The sequence below is a fragment of the Pseudomonas sp. HR96 genome (assembly GCF_034059295.1).
GTDB lineage: Bacteria > Pseudomonadota > Gammaproteobacteria > Pseudomonadales > Pseudomonadaceae > Aquipseudomonas.
In genome coordinates this window covers 1,153,586-1,169,107 of sequence record NZ_CP139141.1, presented here as the reverse complement: position 1 = coordinate 1,169,107, position 15,522 = coordinate 1,153,586, and the positions used below count along the sequence as shown (strand labels likewise).

The 15,522-nt window shown below is 62.8% G+C and carries 18 protein-coding genes; 1 reads left to right on the top strand and 17 read right to left on the bottom strand.

The features are described 5' to 3' along the window. Nucleotides 1–2 precede the first annotated feature (2 nt). The 14 genes from SFA35_RS05545 to trmJ form a co-directional block, all read right to left on the bottom strand. Complete coding sequence (locus tag SFA35_RS05545; protein ID WP_320576066.1) at nucleotides 3–1,031, bottom strand: RodZ family helix-turn-helix domain-containing protein; 1,029 nt, start codon at nucleotides 1,029–1,031, stop codon at nucleotides 3–5. Next, a complete protein-coding gene (pilW, locus tag SFA35_RS05540; RefSeq protein ID WP_320576063.1) occupies nucleotides 1,031–1,789 on the bottom strand; it encodes a type IV pilus biogenesis/stability protein PilW in 759 nt (252 codons plus the stop codon). Before pilW ends, SFA35_RS05545 begins: the two co-directional genes overlap by 1 nt. 22 nt (nucleotides 1,790–1,811) lie before the next feature. Beyond that, the gene (rlmN, locus tag SFA35_RS05535; RefSeq protein WP_320576061.1) at nucleotides 1,812–2,960 is read right to left on the bottom strand and encodes a 23S rRNA (adenine(2503)-C(2))-methyltransferase RlmN; all 1,149 of its coding nucleotides are present in this window, start codon (nucleotides 2,958–2,960) and stop codon (nucleotides 1,812–1,814) included. A gap of 29 nt (nucleotides 2,961–2,989) precedes the next feature. After that, the gene (gene ndk, locus SFA35_RS05530; protein ID WP_320576059.1) at nucleotides 2,990–3,415 is read right to left on the bottom strand and encodes a nucleoside-diphosphate kinase; all 426 of its coding nucleotides are present in this window, start codon (nucleotides 3,413–3,415) and stop codon (nucleotides 2,990–2,992) included. A gap of 164 nt (nucleotides 3,416–3,579) precedes the next feature. Next, nucleotides 3,580–3,780, bottom strand: a complete 201-nt coding sequence (gene iscX, locus SFA35_RS05525; protein WP_320576057.1) for a Fe-S cluster assembly protein IscX — start codon at nucleotides 3,778–3,780, stop codon at nucleotides 3,580–3,582. Nucleotides 3,781–3,794: 14 nt separating this feature from the next. Further along, a complete protein-coding gene (gene fdx / locus SFA35_RS05520; protein WP_320576054.1) occupies nucleotides 3,795–4,136 on the bottom strand; it encodes an ISC system 2Fe-2S type ferredoxin in 342 nt (113 codons plus the stop codon). A gap of 3 nt (nucleotides 4,137–4,139) precedes the next feature. Then, on the bottom strand, nucleotides 4,140–6,002 hold the full coding sequence (gene hscA, locus SFA35_RS05515; RefSeq protein ID WP_320576052.1) for a Fe-S protein assembly chaperone HscA: 1,863 nt from the start codon (nucleotides 6,000–6,002) through the stop codon (nucleotides 4,140–4,142). A 41-nt stretch (nucleotides 6,003–6,043) separates the two neighbouring features. After that, nucleotides 6,044–6,565 (bottom strand): co-chaperone HscB, encoded by a 522-nt coding sequence (hscB, locus tag SFA35_RS05510; RefSeq protein ID WP_320576050.1) that lies wholly within the window; start codon nucleotides 6,563–6,565, stop codon nucleotides 6,044–6,046. Between the two features lie 8 nt (nucleotides 6,566–6,573). Continuing rightward, on the bottom strand, nucleotides 6,574–6,897 hold the full coding sequence (iscA, locus tag SFA35_RS05505) for an iron-sulfur cluster assembly protein IscA (RefSeq protein WP_320576048.1): 324 nt from the start codon (nucleotides 6,895–6,897) through the stop codon (nucleotides 6,574–6,576). A gap of 24 nt (nucleotides 6,898–6,921) precedes the next feature. Beyond that, the gene (gene iscU, locus SFA35_RS05500) at nucleotides 6,922–7,308 is read right to left on the bottom strand and encodes a Fe-S cluster assembly scaffold IscU (protein WP_320576046.1); all 387 of its coding nucleotides are present in this window, start codon (nucleotides 7,306–7,308) and stop codon (nucleotides 6,922–6,924) included. 53 nt (nucleotides 7,309–7,361) lie between these two features. Beyond that, nucleotides 7,362–8,576 (bottom strand): IscS subfamily cysteine desulfurase, encoded by a 1,215-nt coding sequence (locus SFA35_RS05495; protein ID WP_320576044.1) that lies wholly within the window; start codon nucleotides 8,574–8,576, stop codon nucleotides 7,362–7,364. Between the two features lie 56 nt (nucleotides 8,577–8,632). Then, complete coding sequence (iscR, locus tag SFA35_RS05490; RefSeq protein ID WP_320576042.1) at nucleotides 8,633–9,130, bottom strand: Fe-S cluster assembly transcriptional regulator IscR; 498 nt, start codon at nucleotides 9,128–9,130, stop codon at nucleotides 8,633–8,635. Between the two features lie 263 nt (nucleotides 9,131–9,393). After that, nucleotides 9,394–10,167: a serine O-acetyltransferase gene (cysE, locus tag SFA35_RS05485; protein ID WP_320576040.1), complete on the bottom strand. Its 774-nt coding sequence runs from the start codon at nucleotides 10,165–10,167 to the stop codon at nucleotides 9,394–9,396. Nucleotides 10,168–10,170: 3 nt separating this feature from the next. Then, on the bottom strand, nucleotides 10,171–10,941 hold the full coding sequence (gene trmJ / locus SFA35_RS05480) for a tRNA (cytosine(32)/uridine(32)-2'-O)-methyltransferase TrmJ (protein WP_320576038.1): 771 nt from the start codon (nucleotides 10,939–10,941) through the stop codon (nucleotides 10,171–10,173). A 161-nt stretch (nucleotides 10,942–11,102) separates the two neighbouring features. Here trmJ and suhB point away from each other — a divergent pair, with 161 nt between their 5' ends. Further along, nucleotides 11,103–11,921, top strand: a complete 819-nt coding sequence (suhB, locus tag SFA35_RS05475; RefSeq protein ID WP_320576035.1) for an inositol-phosphate phosphatase — start codon at nucleotides 11,103–11,105, stop codon at nucleotides 11,919–11,921. Nucleotides 11,922–11,997: 76 nt separating this feature from the next. On the opposite strand, the gene SFA35_RS05470 is transcribed toward suhB, so the two are convergent. From SFA35_RS05470 to secD, 3 genes are all read right to left on the bottom strand, one after another. Further along, a complete protein-coding gene (locus tag SFA35_RS05470) occupies nucleotides 11,998–12,555 on the bottom strand; it encodes a glycine zipper 2TM domain-containing protein (RefSeq protein ID WP_320576033.1) in 558 nt (185 codons plus the stop codon). A gap of 124 nt (nucleotides 12,556–12,679) precedes the next feature. After that, nucleotides 12,680–13,588 (bottom strand): protein translocase subunit SecF, encoded by a 909-nt coding sequence (gene secF / locus SFA35_RS05465; RefSeq protein WP_320576031.1) that lies wholly within the window; start codon nucleotides 13,586–13,588, stop codon nucleotides 12,680–12,682. 9 nt (nucleotides 13,589–13,597) lie between these two features. Next, nucleotides 13,598–15,466 carry a protein translocase subunit SecD gene (gene secD / locus SFA35_RS05460; RefSeq protein WP_320576029.1) on the bottom strand — a complete coding sequence of 623 codons (1,869 nt, stop codon included), beginning with the start codon at nucleotides 15,464–15,466 and terminating at the stop codon, nucleotides 13,598–13,600. Nucleotides 15,467–15,522: the final 56 nt, after the last annotated feature.

The following is a 15,522-nucleotide window of genomic DNA, read 5'->3' as shown; positions in this document are numbered from 1 at the left end:
ACTTATTGCCCCAGCTTCAGGCGAGCGGTCTCGCCGGAGGTGAATGGTTTCAAGTCGACCGGCTGGCCGTTGTAGGTGACCTGAGCGCCGCGGGCAAAGCCCAGGCGCGCGGAGAACGGCGGCTTGCCGATCACCGAGATGTTGTCGCCCTTCTTCTTGACGCCGCTGGACAACACCTTGCCGGTGGCGTCCTTGATTTCGATCCAGCAGTTCTCGACGAACTGGATGGCGACCTGGCCTTCTCCGGCAGCCGGAGTCGGTGTCGGGGCAGCCGCCGCCGTGGCCGGGGCCGCTGGCTGAGCCGCGACCGGGGCGGTGTTGACGGGTGCCACCGGCGTGGTCGAACTGGCGGTGCTGCCGTACATCGGCTTGACCGGCGCCGTTACGGTCGGCGCAGGGGTGCTGCCGGGCACTGATGGCTGGCTGGTCGCCGGGCTTGGGTTGACCGGCGCACTGCCCACTACGGCATCGCTGCCGGCAGCCGCCGCAGGCGCTTCAGGCTGCTTGGCGTCGGTGCTGGCGTCGGGGCCATCGAGTGGATGAATCTGCGTGGTGCCGTCGGCGCTTTCGACCTCGACGTGCTCCATGGCCACCGGCGGGGCATCCTTGGCGCGCTGGTCGGACTGGTCTTTCCACCAGACGAAACCACCGCCGATCACCAGCACCAGCAACAGCAGGCTGACGATGCGCAGGATGTTGTGGGCCAGGCGCGACGGCTCCTCGATCTTGCCCAGGCCGTGCACGCTGCTGCCCTGGGCGTTGGTGCCGGTGATGTGGTCGAAGGCCTGCACCAGCACGGCCTGATCCATGTCGAGCAATTTCGCGTAGGTGCGGATGTAGCCACGGGCGAAGGTATGCCCCGGCAGCTTGTCGAACGCCCCGGCTTCCAGGTTGCTCAGCGAGGTCTGGGTCAGGTTGAGTTTCTTGGCCACGTCGGCCAGCGACCACCCACGGCTCTCGCGGGCATGACGCAAGGTCTCACCCGGGTTCACGCGGGTCGCTGCTACAACTTCGGGATGCGCCGCTTTCATCATTGCTCCGACAGGTATTGCTTATATTCCGGCGTGCCGGGATAGAGTCTTTTGAGTTGCAGGCCAAAACTGGCGGCCTTGTTCTTGTCCTGAAACACTTTCGCCAGGCGGATCCCCAGCAGCAGGCTGCGGGCGTTCTGCTCGCTGACCTGGCTGAAGCCCTCATAGTAGCCCCGGGCTGGCACATATTGCCTGTCTTCGTAAGACAACTCAGCCATTTCCAGCAACGCACGGGGTTGTTTGTTGTTCAACCGCAGCGAGCGCTCCAGGTATTGCCCCGCTTCGGCCCGCTGGCCCAGCGCCAGAGCGGTGATGCCGAGGTTCTCGAACACCCGCGAGCGCTCAGTGTAGAGCGGATCGGCCGCAGACTTCAGAAACATATCGTAGGCTTCCTTGTAGCGTTTCTGCTCGAAAAGAAAGCTGCCGTAGTTGTTGAGGATCCGCGCGTCGTTGCCGCTGCTGCTCAAGGCCTTGCGAAAGTGCTGCTCGGCCAGTTCGTTCTCGCCTTCCACCTGGAACACCAGAGCCAAGGCGGCATTCGCCGCCGGGTCCGAGCCGTCGATGTCCAGGGCCTGGCGCAGCGGCGTCTTGGCGCGCTCGCTGTTGCCTTCCTGGAGATAGCCCAGGCCCAGCTGGACGTAGGCTTCACGCGCCTGGTCGCGCCCCTTGCGGGTGTCCATCGGGTTGACTTTGCCCGTGGAAACACACCCCGCCAGCAAGCTGGCGAGCAACAAAAAGAGCGCGGCGCGCAACGTCATAAAGGTCCTCTTCGTCCGTTGTTCAAGTGCGCGTTGCAGCGGCCTGGGAGACCTCGGCCTCGCTGCCCAGCTGGCGCACGGCGATGTAGCGCTCGCTGCGACGGGTGCGGTCCGCCACTTGGCCGACCAGCTGCCCGCAGGCCGCGTCGATGTCTTCGCCGCGCGTGGTGCGCACCGTGACATTGAAGCCGGCCTGATGCAAATGGTCCTGGAAGCGACGGATGGCATTGTTGCTCGGTCGCTCGTAGCCGGAGTGCGGGAACGGGTTGAACGGGATGAGGTTGATCTTGCAGGGCACGTCCTTGAGCAGCTCGACCATCTCTACGGCGTGTTCGAGCTTGTCGTTGACGTCCTTGAGCAGGGTGTACTCGATGGTCAGCACGCGCTTCTCGCCCAGCTGGGACATGTAGCGCTGGCAGGATTCGAGCAACACCTTGAGAGGGTATTTCTTGTTGATCGGCACCAGCTGGTTGCGCAGCGCGTCGTTCGGCGCATGCAGCGACAGGGCCAGCGAGACGTCGATATGGTCGGCGAGCACGTCGATCATCGGCACGACGCCCGAGGTGGACAAGGTGACCCGGCGTTTGGAGATGCCATAGCCCAGGTCATCCATCATCAGCCGCATGGCGGCGATGACGTTGTCGAAGTTCAGCAGCGGCTCGCCCATGCCCATCATCACCACGTTGGTGATGGCGCGGTCGATGGTTGCCGGGACGCTGCCGAAGGATTTGTTGGCAATCCACACCTGGCCGATGACTTCGGCGGCAGTGAGGTTGCTGTTGAAGCCTTGCTTGCCGGTGGAGCAGAAACTGCAATCCAGCGCGCAGCCCGCCTGGGAAGAAACACACAAGGTGCCACGTTTGCCCTGGGGGATGTACACGGTCTCGACGCAGCTGCCGGACTCAACGCGCACCACCCATTTACGGGTGCCATCGCTGGAGATGTCCTCGCTGACCACTTCGGGGCCGCGGATTTCAGCACAGGCCTTGAGCTTCTCGCGCAAGGCCTTGCTGACGTTGCTCATGGCGTCGAAATCATCGACGCCAAAGTGGTGAATCCATTTCATGACCTGACCGGCACGAAAGCGCTTCTCCCCGATCGAGTCGAAGAACTGTTCCATCTCTGGTTGGGTCAAGCCCAACAGGTTTGTCTTGCCAGTCGTTGCAATCATGGTTTCACCTTCACTCATCGAGCCGAAGCTTAGCGAGTGGTTACTTCGGTAGTTGCGAAGAAGTATGCGATTTCGCGGGCAGCAGCGGCTTCGGAGTCCGAACCGTGGACGGCGTTGGCGTCGATCGATTCAGCGAAGTCGGCGCGGATGGTGCCGGCAGCAGCTTCTTTAGGGTTGGTGGCACCCATCAGCTCGCGGTTCTTGGCGATGGCGTTTTCGCCTTCCAGAACCTGAACAACAACCGGGCCGGAAGTCATGAAGGCAACCAGTTCACCAAAGAAACCACGAGCGCTGTGCTCGGCGTAGAAGCCTTCGGCCTCGGCCTTGGACAGTTGCTTCAGCTTGGAGGCAACAACGCGCAGACCGGCTTTTTCGAAGCGGGTGGTGATCTCGCCGATGACGTTCTTAGCAACGGCGTCAGGCTTGATGATGGAGAAAGTACGTTGAACAGCCATGGTGAAACTCCAGAAACGTTGATTAAAGCGAAAAATTAAACCCGCGAATTATACGCGGGTTCTTTGGGAATGCCTAACTGTGAAAGGTATCGAGCACTGTGCAGGGTCGTAGACTGGGGCAAGTACCATTGGCCGCCCCCGCCGAACCAAGAATAGACCAGCTCTTAGCCCCGCTCCTCGATCCACAGCCCCTGAATTGCTTCAAGAACCTTCTCGCCGCCGCGCTCGGGCAGGTCGTCGAACTCCGGCAAGGTCATCACCAGATTGCGCAGCTTGACGAAGTTGACCGTCAGCGGATCGACTTCGGGGTGCAGCTCGGCCAGCTGGATGGCGATTTCCTGCACATCAACCCATTTCAGACTCATGATGGCTCCTGGTCTCAGTGCGGCGCTTCGGCAGCGTGGTTGAGCGAGTATTTGGGAATCTCGACGGTGAGGTCCTCGGTACCGACCTTGGCCTGGCAGGTCAGGCGCGAGTGCGCCTCAAGGCCCCAGGCGCGGTCCAGGTAGTCTTCTTCCAGCTCGTCGGCTTCATTCAGCGAATCGAAGCCTTCGCGGATGATGCAGTGGCAGGTGGTGCAGGCACACACGCCGCCACAGGCGCTTTCGATTTCGATGTGGTTGTCGTGGGCGACTTCCAGGATCGACTTGCCGGTCTCGGCTTCTACCACCATGCCGTCCGGGCAGTGTTCGGCGTGAGGCAGAAAAATGATCTGCGGCATCAGTTATTCCTCGATTTCATTCAGGTTGCGCCCGGCCAACGCGGCCTTCACCGTGGAGTCGAGACGGCGAGCGGCAAAAGCGTCGGTCACTTGGGACAAACGCTTGGTCTGTTGTTCGATAGCCGGGCCATCGGTGCCTTGAGCCAGTGCGCGCAGCTCGTCCATCTGCAGTTCGATGACCATGCGCTCCTCGGCGTCGAGCAGACGCTCGCCATCGGCTTGCAGGGCCCCTTCGACCGCTTCGAGCAGGCGCTCGGCGTCGACCTGGTGCTCGCGCAGCTGGCGCGCGACCTTGTCGTCGCCGGCGTAATGGAAAGATTCCTTGAGCATCCTGGCGATTTCGCCGTCGGTCAGGCCGTAGGACGGCTTGACCTGGATGCTCGCCTCGACGCCCGAAGCCAACTCGCGCGCCGCGACGCTAAGCAGCCCGTCGGCGTCGACCTGGAAGGTCACGCGAATTTTCGCAGCGCCGGCAACCATCGCCGGAATGCCGCGCAATTCGAAGCGTGCCAGGGAACGGCAGTCGCTGATCAGCTCGCGCTCGCCTTGCAGCACGTGCACCAGCAGCGCCGACTGGCCGTCTTTGTAAGTGGTGAAGTCCTGGGCGCGGGCCACTGGAATCGTGGTGTTGCGCGGGATGATCTTTTCCATCAGCCCGCCCATGGTTTCCAGGCCCAGGGACAGCGGAATCACGTCGAGCAGCAACAGCTCGCCGCCGTCACGCTTGTTGCCGGCCAGGGTGTCGGCCTGGATCGCGGCGCCAATGGCCACTACCTGATCCGGGTCGATCTCGGTCAACGGCTCCCGGCCGAACAGCTCGCCGACGGCGGCGCGCACGCGCGGCACGCGGGTCGAACCGCCGACCATGACCACGGCGCCGACCTCGTCCAGCTCCACTCCGGAATCGCGCAGGGCGCGGCGGCAGGCCTTGAGGCTACGGGCGATCATTGGCTCGATCAGCCCATTGAACGCCTCGCGGGTAAGGCTGGCACGCCAGTCGCCATGCACCACTTCCACGCTCTGCGCGTCGGTCAAGGCTTCCTTGGCGGCGCAGGCGGTTTGCAGCAGACGGCGCTGGGCACTGGGGTCGAGGTCGGCGGACAGGCCCGCCTGCTCGACCATCCAGCTGGCGATGGCGTGGTCGAAATCGTCGCCACCCAAGGCGCTGTCGCCACCGGTAGCGAGCACTTCGAAAACGCCACCGGTCAGGCGCAGAATGGAGATGTCGAAGGTGCCGCCACCCAGGTCATAGATGGCCACAAGGCCTTCGGCGTGCTGGTCGAGGCCATAGGCCACGGCAGCAGCGGTCGGCTCGTTGAGCAGGCGCAGCACGTTGAGCCCGGCCAGGCGCGCGGCGTCCTTGGTGGCCTGGCGCTGGGCGTCGTCGAAATAGGCCGGCACGGTGATGACGGCACCGACCAGTTCGCCACCCAGGGTCGCTTCTGCGCGCTGGCGCAGCACCTTGAGGATGTCGGCAGAGACTTCGACCGGGCTTTTCGGGCCCTGCACCGTGTCGATGAACGGCATGTGCGACTCGCCGCCGACGAAGCGGTAGGGCAATTGCTCGCCCAGCTGCTTGACGTCGGAGAGGCCGCGGCCCATCAGGCGCTTGACCGAAAGAATGGTGTTGAGCGGATCGCTGGCCGCGGCCAGCTTGGCGCTGTCGCCCACTTCGACGCGGTCAGGGTGGTAGCGCACGGCAGACGGCAGGATGACCCGCCCCTGCTCATCGGCCAGAGGCTCGGACAGGCCGCTGCGCAAGGCGGCGACCAGCGAATTGGTGGTGCCCAAGTCGATCCCGACCGCCAGACGACGCTGATGCGGTTGAGGACTTTGGCCGGGTTCGGCGATCTGCAGTAAGGCCATGCTTATTCGGGTATCAGGCGTGCGACCGGAGCGGCACTGGGTTAATCGTCGAGGCGCTCTTCGAGCTGGCGCACTTCGTAGGAGAGCTTGTCGAGGAACTGCATGCGCCTCATCAGGCGCTCGGCCTGCTCGCGCTGTTGCGGGTCGTTCCAGCAAGCGGCGAAGCTTTCGTCCAGCTCGGCGTGGGCCGTCTTCAAGCGGCGCTTGAAGGTAGCAACACCCGGCAGGTCGGCTTCGTCCTGCAACTCTTCAAGCTCCTCGCGCCACTGCATCTGCTGCAGCAGGAAGTCCGGATCATGCACCGTGACTTCCTGCGGCACTTCGTGGCCGCCAATGGCCAGCAGGTAACGGGCGCGCTTTGCCCCGGACTTGAGCGTCTGGTAGGCCTCGTTGAGGCCCGCAGACTTTTCCAGGGCAATGCGCTGCTCGCGCTCGGAGGCATCGGCAAAGCGATCGGGATGCACCTCACGGGCCAGCTCGCGGTAGCGAACGGCCAGTTGGTCGAGGTCCAGACGAAAGCTCGGCTGCAGGTCAAACAGGGCGAAATGACAGGGAGTACCCACGATCGGCCTCAGATGTTGAAGCTTTCGCCGCAGCCACATTCGCCACGCACGTTGGGGTTGTTGAACTTGAAGCCTTCGTTCAACCCTTCGCGGACGAAGTCCAGCTCGGTGCCGTCAAGGTACACCAGGCTCTTGGGATCGATGATCACCTTGACGCCATGGCTCTCGAACACTTCGTCTTCACCGGCGAATTCATCGACGAATTCGAGCACATAAGCCAGACCGGAGCAGCCAGTGGTGCGAACGCCCAGGCGAATGCCATCCCCTTTGCCGCGGCCTTCAAGGGAGCGGCGAACGTGGTTGGCAGCGGCTTCTGTCATGCTGATAGCCATCGGGTAACTCCTTGCGCAGCAGTGTTAGAGCAAACCTTTCTTCTGCTTGTAGTCGCGCACGGCCGCCTTGATGGCGTCCTCGGCGAGCACCGAGCAGTGGATCTTGACCGGCGGCAGGGCCAGTTCTTCGGCCAGCTGGGTGTTGCTGATGGTCACGGCCTCATCCAGGCTCTTGCCCTTCATCCACTCGGTGGCCAGGGAGCTGGAGGCGATGGCCGAACCGCAGCCGTAGGTCTTGAACTTGGCGTCTTCGATGATGCCCTGCTCGTTGACCCGGATCTGCAGACGCATCACGTCGCCGCACGCCGGAGCGCCGACCATGCCGGTGCCGACGTCCGCGTCTTGCGCATCCATCTTGCCCACGTTGCGCGGATTCTCGTAGTGGTCGATGACCTTTTCACTGTAAGCCATGATATTGATCCTTACTGAAACTCATCAGGGAAGTCGCTCTAGGTGGCGACTGCTTAGTGCGCCGCCCACTCGATCTTCGAGATGTCGACACCGTCTTTGTACATGTCCCACAGCGGCGACAGAGCGCGCAGCTTGGTGACCGCTTCGCAGACCTTCTGCGCGGCGTAGTCCACTTCTTCTTCGGTGGTGAAGCGGCCGAATGTGAAGCGGATGGAGCTGTGTGCCAGTTCGTCGTTGCGGCCCAGGGCGCGCAGCACGTACGAAGGCTCCAGCGAAGCCGAGGTGCAGGCCGAGCCGGAGGAAACGGCCAGGTCCTTGAGCGCCATGATCAGCGACTCGCCTTCGACATAGTTGAATGACAAATTCAGGTTGTGCGGGACGCGAGCGCTCAGGCTGCCGTTGACGTACAGCTCTTCGAGGCCTTCGACCTGCTGGAAGAAGCGGTCGCTCAAGGCCTTGATGCGCGCGTTTTCGGCGACCATGTCCTGCTTGGCCACGCGAAAGGCCTCACCCATGCCGACGATCTGGTGGGTAGCCAGGGTACCCGAGCGCATGCCACGCTCATGACCGCCGCCGTGCATGGCCGCTTCCAGACGCACCCGCGGCTTGCGGCTGACGTACAGCGCGCCGATACCTTTGGGGCCGTAGGTCTTGTGGGCCGAGAACGACATCAGGTCGACCTTGAGCTGGGCCAGGTCGATCTCCACCTTGCCCGTGGACTGAGCGGCGTCGACGTGGAACAGGATGCCGCGCGAGCGGGTCAGCTCGCCAATGGCAGCGATGTCGTTGACCGTGCCGATTTCGTTGTTCACGTGCATCACCGAGACCAGGATGGTGTCGTCGCGCAGCACAGCTTCGATCATCTCAGGGGTCACCAAGCCATCTTCGCGGGGCTCGAGGTAGGTCACCTCGAAGCCTTCACGCTCCAGTTGACGCATGGTGTCGAGGACCGCCTTGTGCTCGATCTTGGTGGTGATCAGGTGCTTGCCCTTGTTCGCATAGAAGTGCGCAACGCCCTTGATGGCGAGGTTGTCGGACTCGGTGGCACCGCTGGTCCAGACGATTTCACGCGGGTCGGCGTTGACCAGGTCAGCGACCTGGCGGCGAGCGTTTTCCACCGACTCTTCGGCCTTCCAGCCAAAGACGTGGGAACGCGAGGCCGGGTTGCCGAAGTTTCCGTCGACCAGCAGGCATTCGCTCATTTTTTGCGCAACGCGCGGGTCTACCGGCGTGGTAGCGGAGTAATCGAGGTAAATCGGCAACTTCATTTGAAATTCTCCTAATCAGGTCCCATCAGGCTGACGAGCCACTCTCTGGACGGCGGTTACTCGACAGCGGACGTTTCGATCTTGCCCAGGAAGTGCGTCTTGCCAGCGCTGTTGCACCGCCGCAGATCCTGACGCTGGGCTACCTCTTGCACCTCACGGCGAGTCACAAGATCGGCCAAGCTGATGCCACTTAAAAATTCGTGAATCTGGTCGCTCAGGTCGCACCACAGGTGGTGGGTCAGGCAGGTGTCGCCGGCATGGCAATCACCCAGCCCCTGGCACTTGGTGGCGTCGACCGACTCGTTGACGGCGTCGATCACCTGGGCCACCTGGATGCCCTGCATGTCGCGGGACAACTGGTAGCCACCACCTGGCCCACGCACACTGGACACCAGGTTGCCGCGACGAAGCTTGGCAAACAGCTGCTCGAGATAGGACAGGGAGATACCTTGGCGCTCGGAGATGTCGGCCAACGAGACTGGCCCATGCTGCGCATGCAACGCCAGATCGAGCATGGCGGTCACGGCGTATCGGCCTTTAGTAGTCAGTCGCATGGCTATTACCACGGTTTTGCGGGAGTGAGGACATGACGCAAGTATGCTATTCCCGACCAATTTAGTCAACTACAAGACCTAGCGCTGTAGTCGGGATTGGGTGCAAAACAGCGGCGCGAATGATAGCAGACGAATGAATTGTTGTGGGGCCGGAGTGGGATGGACCCTGCGGGAGCGGGCTCGGCCTGCAAGAAGCCGCCAGGCCGGCTGGATTTTCGAAGAGCTCGCGGTCTTCGCTTGCTCCCACAGGAGACCCTATGTCCCTACAAGGCCGTCTTCTGCTGCCCCTGCACACACTCGAACACCTCATCCTCCAGCTCCGGCAGCTTGCCGGCGCTGTAGTCGCTGCCCAGGCGGGTGAGTGCGCCGCACATGCCGTCGAGCTTGCCATCCACCGCGTGCAAGTGATCGAGCAGCTGGCCGATGGCGCGAGCCACCGGGTCGGGCATGTCCTCGGTCACGCCGTAGGCATCGAAGCCGATCTTCTCGGCCATGGCCTTGCGCTTGGCATCCTGCTCGCCATCGCTTTTGACGATGATGCGCCCGGGAATACCCACCGCCGTGGCACCGGCCGGCACCGGCTTGGTGACCACGGCATTGGAGCCGATCTTCGCGCCGGCGCCGACCGTGAACGGCCCCAGCACCTTGGCGCCCGCCCCGACCACCACGCCGTCTTCCAGAGTCGGATGGCGCTTGCCCTTGTTCCAGCTGGTGCCGCCCAGGGTCACGCCCTGGTACAACGTGACGTCGTTGCCGATCTCGGCGGTTTCGCCGATGACGATGCCCATGCCATGGTCGATGAAGAATCGCCGCCCGACCTTGGCGCCCGGGTGGATCTCGATGCCAGTCATCCAGCGGGCGAAATTGGACAGCATGCGCGCCGGCCACTTGAGGTTCATGCTCCACAGGGCGTGGGCGCCCCGGTGAATCCAGATGGCGTGCAACCCCGGGTAGCAGGTCAGCACCTCAAAGGCATTGCGGGCCGCCGGATCGCGGTGGAACACACCCTGGATGTCTTCACGCAGACGTTCGAACATGGATCAATCCTTGCGCTTGTGCGCATCGCCCCGGGCCACTTTCTGGGTCTCGGTGAGGATGCCGCGTAAAATACTCATTTCCGAGCGATTCACCGAACTGCGGCCATACAGCCGGCGCAGGCGTGCCATCAGGTGCTTGGGCTGCTCGGGATTGAGAAAGCCGATGGCCACCAGGGTCTGCTCGAGATGACCGAAGTACGACTCCATCTCGTCGGCCGTCGCCAGGTCGGCGCTGCGCACCGAATTGACTTCCTGCTTCTCGACCTTGGACGGCTGCCCTTCGGCGGCCAGCCAGGCCATGCGCACCTCGTAGCTCAACACCTGCACCGCCGCCGCGAGGTTCAGCGAACTGAAGTCGGGATTGGACGGGATATGCACGTGATAATGACATCGCTGCAGCTCTTCGTTGGTCAGGCCGGCGTATTCACGACCGAAGACCAACGCGATCTGCCCGCCCTGCCCGGCCTCTTCGACGCTCTTCTGGCCGCACTCGCGCGGGTCCAGCAGAGGCCAGGGGATCCGCCGGTCGCGAGCGCTGGTGCCAAGCACCAGATTGCAGCCCACCAGGGCCTCTTCCAGGGTGCCCACCACCTGCGCGCCTTCCAGCACGTCGCTGGCGCCGGAGGCCCGCGCATCGGCTTCATGGGAGGGGAAATCCAGCGGGTCGACCAGCACCAGTCGCGACAGGCCCATGTTCTTCATGGCACGCGCGGCACCGCCGATGTTGCCGGGGTGGCTGGTGTTGACGAGAACGACGCGGATGTTTTCTAGCATGGTGGGTTCCAGCAAGGCGAGCGCGCACGAAGCTGCGCTCAAGGGCTGGAAATCTTACAGAAGGTCATGGCCCAACGCTACGAATGCCGACGACCCACTGTTTGCGCAAAACTTTTCTGTTAGAATGTTCGGCTTTCTTTAACGACCTAGGTGAAACGTCCATGCAGCCCATGCTGAATATCGCGCTGCGCGCCGCCCGCAGCGCCAGTGAATTGATTTTCCGCTCCATCGAGCGCCTGGATACCATCAAGGTCGATGAGAAAGAAGCCAAGGACTACGTGTCCGAAGTCGACCGCGCCGCCGAGCAGAAAATCATCGACGCCCTGCGCAAGGCTTACCCGAACCACTCCATCCTGGGCGAAGAAACCGGCATGCACGCCGGCAATGGCCTGGAAGGCGAAGAGTACCTGTGGATCATCGACCCACTGGACGGTACCACCAACTTCCTGCGCGGCGTACCGCACTTCGCCGTCAGCATCGCCTGCAAATACCGCGGCCGCCTCGAGCACGCCGTAGTGCTGGACCCGGTTCGCCAGGAAGAATTCACCGCCAGCCGCGGCCGTGGCGCTCAGCTCAACGGTCGTCGCCTGCGCGTCAGCGGCCGCACCAGCCTGGAAGGCGCCCTGCTGGGCACCGGCTTCCCGTTCCGTGACGACCAGATGGACAACCTCGATAACTACCTGGGCATGTTCCGCGCCCTGGTCGGCCAGACCGCCGGCATCCGCCGCGCCGGCGCTGCCAGCCTCGACCTGGCCTATGTCGCAGCCGGCCGTTTCGATGCGTTCTGGGAGTCGGGCCTGTCGGAATGGGACATGGCCGCAGGCGCCCTGCTGATTCAGGAAGCGGGCGGCTTGATCAGCGACTTCACCGGCGGCCATGACTTCCTCGAGAAGGGCCATGTAGTTGCCGGCAACACCAAGTGCTTCAAGGCGGTGCTGACGGCGATCCAGCCGCACCTGCCGGCTTCACTGAAGCGCTGAGTTTCGCAACGCAAAAAAAGCACCCTCAGGGGTGCTTTTTTTATGGCTCCGGATAAACCCACCGCGATTAGGGAATTTACCGTGCTGGCTGCGCCGGGTTCTGCCCCAGGATCAGCTGGCCCTGCTCGTTCACCGGAATCTTCGGTCCTGGGTCGCGGTCCATGCGCACCTGGCCGGTCTGGCCCTTGAGCTGGTATTTCACGTTATAGCCGACCACTTTGTCGCTGATGTCGTTGACCGTGTTGCAGCGAGTCTGCGTGGTGGTGTAGGTGTCGCCGTTCTGCATGTGCTCTTGCACCTTGTTGCCGGCGTAACCGCCACCGACCGCACCGGCCACCGTGGCCAGGGTGTTGCCGCGCCCGCCACCGACCTGGTGGCCGAGCAGGCCGCCGGCTACCGCGCCCAGCACACTGCCCACCACCTGGTGCTGGTCCTGCACGGGGCGCTGGCGCGTCACCTGTACGTCCTTGCATTCCTGGCGCGGGGTCTTGATCTGCTGGTTGATCGGCTCTACAGCTAGAACATCGGCGTACTCTGGGCCGCTCTTCTTGACGAGGCTGTAGGTAGCCACAGCCCCGCCGGCAGTTACGCCAACAGCACCCAGCACTGCACCAATCAGCAACGATTTGTTCACGATGAACCTCCTGAAGTCGGTAACAGTCTTGTTACCTTGTACTCCCAGCCTTGGAGCACAAAAAAAGGCGCAAGTTCAATACTTGCGCCTTTTCAGGGGGTTATGGCCGATCTAGAGCGGTCGCTCAGGGGCGGTCATCGACCTTTTCAGTGCTCACCGGCGGGATCAAGTCCTCGCTGGAGAGGTTCAGCCAGATCAGCACCACGTTGGCGATGTAGATCGACGAGTAGGTACCCGCCATTACGCCGATGAACAATGCCACCGAGAAGCCGAACAGGTTGTCACCACCGAAGAACAGCAGCGCGGCAATCGCCAGCAACGTCGAGATCGAGGTCGCCATGGTGCGCAGCAGGGTCTGGGTGGTCGATACGTTGATGTTCTCGATCAGGCTGGCCTTGCGCATCATGCGGAAGTTCTCGCGCACCCGGTCGAAGACCACGATGGTGTCGTTGAGCGAGTAGCCGATGATCGCCAGCACCGCCGCCAACACCGTCAGGTCGAAGGTGATCTGGAAGAACGAGAGGATACCGACCGTGACCACCACGTCGTGGATCAGCGAGATGATCGCGCCCACGGCGAATTTCCACTGGAAGCGGAAAGCCAGGTAGATCAGTACGCCGCCCAGCGCCATCAGCATGCCCAGGCCGCCCTGGTCGCGCAGCTCTTCGCCGACCTGCGGGCCGACGAACTCGACGCGCTTGACCGTGGCCGGGTTGTCGATGTCGACCTTGCGCAGGGCGTCGGAGACCTTGTTGCCCAGTTGCGGGTCGTCGCCTGGCATCCGCACCAGCACGTCAGTGGTGTCGCCGAAGCTCTGCACGATCGCCTCTTTGTAGCCGGCGTCGGACAGCTCCTTGCGCAGCTGCGGCAAATCCGCAGCCTTCTGGTAGTTCAGCTCGATGAGCGTACCGCCAGTAAAGTCGAGGCCGAAGTTCAGCCCCTTGTGAAACCAGCTGAACAGGGCCAGGGCCGTGAGGAGCAGTGTGATGCCGAACGCAACATTGCGTACGCCCATGAAGTTGATCGTTTTCATGTCAGCCCCTTAAATCCACAGCTTCTTGAAGTCACGGCCGCCGTAGATCAGGTTGACCATTGCGCGGGTCACCATGATGGCTGTGAACATCGAGGTAAAGATACCCAGGGACATGGTCACGGCGAAGCCCTTCACAGGCCCTGTGCCCATGGCGAAGAGAATGCCGCCGACCAGCAGGGTGGTCAGGTTGGCGTCGACGATGGCCGTGAAAGCGCGGCCGAAACCTTCGTTGATTGCCCGCTGCACGGTCATCCCGGCGGCGATTTCCTCGCGGATACGCGAGAAGATCAGCACGTTGGCGTCCACCGCCATGCCCATGGTCAGGACGATACCGGCGATGCCCGGCAGGGTCAGCGTAGCGCCCAGCAGCGACATCAGCGCCAGCAGCATGACCATGTTGAAGGCCAGTGCCACGGTGGCGATCAGGCCGAAGAAGCGGTAGATGGCCATGATGAACAGCGACACGAACAGCATGCCCCACAGGGATGCATGGATACCCTTGGTGATGTTGTCGGCACCCAGGCTTGGGCCAATGGTGCGCTCTTCAGCGAAGTACATCGGTGCGGCCAGACCACCGGCACGCAGCAGCAGCGCCAGTTCGGAGGATTCGCCCTGGCCGTTCAGGCCAGTGATGCGGAACTGCGCGCCCAGCGGCGACTGGATGGTCGCCAGGCTGATGATCTTCTTCTCTTCGGTGAAGGTCTGCACCGCCACGTCTTTCTCGACGCCATCCACCGTCTGCTTCTGGTAGGTGGTGGTCGGTTTCTGCTCGATGAAGATCACCGCCATGCTGCGCCCGACGTTGCTGCGGGTGGCGCGGCTCATCAGGTCGCCACCGTGGCCATCGAGCTTGATGTTCACTTGTGGCTGGCCGTGTTCGTCGAAGCTGGCCGAGGCGTCGGTGACCTGGTCACCGGTGATGATCAGGCCACGTTCCACCGCTGCCGGCGGACGGCTGCCATCGCGAAACTCGAAGGTTTCGCTGGTCGCGCGCGAGTCATCGGGACCTGCGCCAAGGCGGAATTCCAGGTTGGCGGTCTTGCCGAGGATACGCTTGGCTTCGGCGGTGTCCTGCACGCCTGGCAGCTCGACCACGATGCGATTGGCACCCTGGCGCTGTACCAGTGGCTCGGCCACGCCCAGTTCGTTGACGCGGTTACGCACCGTGGTCAAGTTCTGCTTGATCGAGTATTCGCGGATTTCCGCCAGCTTGGCCTGAGTCAGGGTCAGGCTCAGCACTTGCTGGTCGCCACGGGTGCTCGGCACGATGTCGAAATCGCTGTAATTCTTGCGGATCAGGGCACGCGCCTGGTCGGCGGTCTCGCTGTCGGCGAAGCCCAGCTGGATCGAGTTGCCCTGGGCCGGCAGGCTGCGATAGCGCAGCTTCTCTTTGCGCAGCTCGGTCTTGACGTCGGCTTCATAGATTTTCAGCCGCGCGTCGATGGCCTTGTCCATGTCCACTGCCAGCAGGAAGTGCACACCGCCGGAAAGGTCCAGACCCAGCTTCATCGGGTGCGCACCAATGCTGCGCAGCCATTTGGGCGTGGTGGGGGCCAGGTTCAGCGCCACGACGTAGTCGTCGCCCAGCACCTTGCGGACCACGTCCTTGGCGGGCAACTGGTCGTCGGACTTGACCAGGCGCAGCAGGCCACCTTTGCCGTTTTCGGCAAGGGTAGCAGCCTTGACTTCAATGCCGGCATCGGCCAAGGCCTTGCTGGCACGGTCCAGGTCGCCCTGCTTGACCTGCAGCGCGGAGCTCGCGCCGCTGACCTGAATGGCCGCGTCGTCAGGGTAAAGATTGGGTGCGGAATAAATAAAGCCGATCGCCAGTACGGCCACGATCAGCAAGTATTTCCACAGAGGATATTTGTTCAGCATCACGCCGCCCGTTCAAGACGCGGGGCGCCTTGCGCGCCCCGACATGGGTAAAAGTC

What these genes read in the sequence shown, in the direction of transcription:
- fdx (WP_320576054.1), bottom strand. Translation starts at nt 4,136, where the DNA reads ATGCCGCAGATCATTTTTCTGCCTCACGCCGAACACTGCCCGGACGGC.
- secF (WP_320576031.1), bottom strand. Translation starts at nt 13,588, where the DNA reads ATGAAAACGATCAACTTCATGGGCGTACGCAATGTTGCGTTCGGCATC.
- iscX (WP_320576057.1), bottom strand. Translation starts at nt 3,780, where the DNA reads ATGAGTCTGAAATGGGTTGATGTGCAGGAAATCGCCATCCAGCTGGCC.
- rlmN (WP_320576061.1), bottom strand. Translation starts at nt 2,960, where the DNA reads ATGATTGCAACGACTGGCAAGACAAACCTGTTGGGCTTGACCCAACCA.
- iscU (WP_320576046.1), bottom strand. Translation starts at nt 7,308, where the DNA reads ATGGCTTACAGTGAAAAGGTCATCGACCACTACGAGAATCCGCGCAAC.
- ndk (WP_320576059.1), bottom strand. Translation starts at nt 3,415, where the DNA reads ATGGCTGTTCAACGTACTTTCTCCATCATCAAGCCTGACGCCGTTGCT.
- pilW (WP_320576063.1), bottom strand. Translation starts at nt 1,789, where the DNA reads ATGACGTTGCGCGCCGCGCTCTTTTTGTTGCTCGCCAGCTTGCTGGCG.
- iscA (WP_320576048.1), bottom strand. Translation starts at nt 6,897, where the DNA reads ATGGCTATCAGCATGACAGAAGCCGCTGCCAACCACGTTCGCCGCTCC.
- hscA (WP_320576052.1), bottom strand. Translation starts at nt 6,002, where the DNA reads ATGGCCTTACTGCAGATCGCCGAACCCGGCCAAAGTCCTCAACCGCAT.
- trmJ (WP_320576038.1), bottom strand. Translation starts at nt 10,941, where the DNA reads ATGCTAGAAAACATCCGCGTCGTTCTCGTCAACACCAGCCACCCCGGC.
- SFA35_RS05545 (WP_320576066.1), bottom strand. Translation starts at nt 1,031, where the DNA reads ATGAAAGCGGCGCATCCCGAAGTTGTAGCAGCGACCCGCGTGAACCCG.
- cysE (WP_320576040.1), bottom strand. Translation starts at nt 10,167, where the DNA reads ATGTTCGAACGTCTGCGTGAAGACATCCAGGGTGTGTTCCACCGCGAT.
- SFA35_RS05495 (WP_320576044.1), bottom strand. Translation starts at nt 8,576, where the DNA reads ATGAAGTTGCCGATTTACCTCGATTACTCCGCTACCACGCCGGTAGAC.
- iscR (WP_320576042.1), bottom strand. Translation starts at nt 9,130, where the DNA reads ATGCGACTGACTACTAAAGGCCGATACGCCGTGACCGCCATGCTCGAT.
- secD (WP_320576029.1), bottom strand. Translation starts at nt 15,466, where the DNA reads ATGCTGAACAAATATCCTCTGTGGAAATACTTGCTGATCGTGGCCGTA.
- suhB (WP_320576035.1), top strand. Translation starts at nt 11,103, where the DNA reads ATGCAGCCCATGCTGAATATCGCGCTGCGCGCCGCCCGCAGCGCCAGT.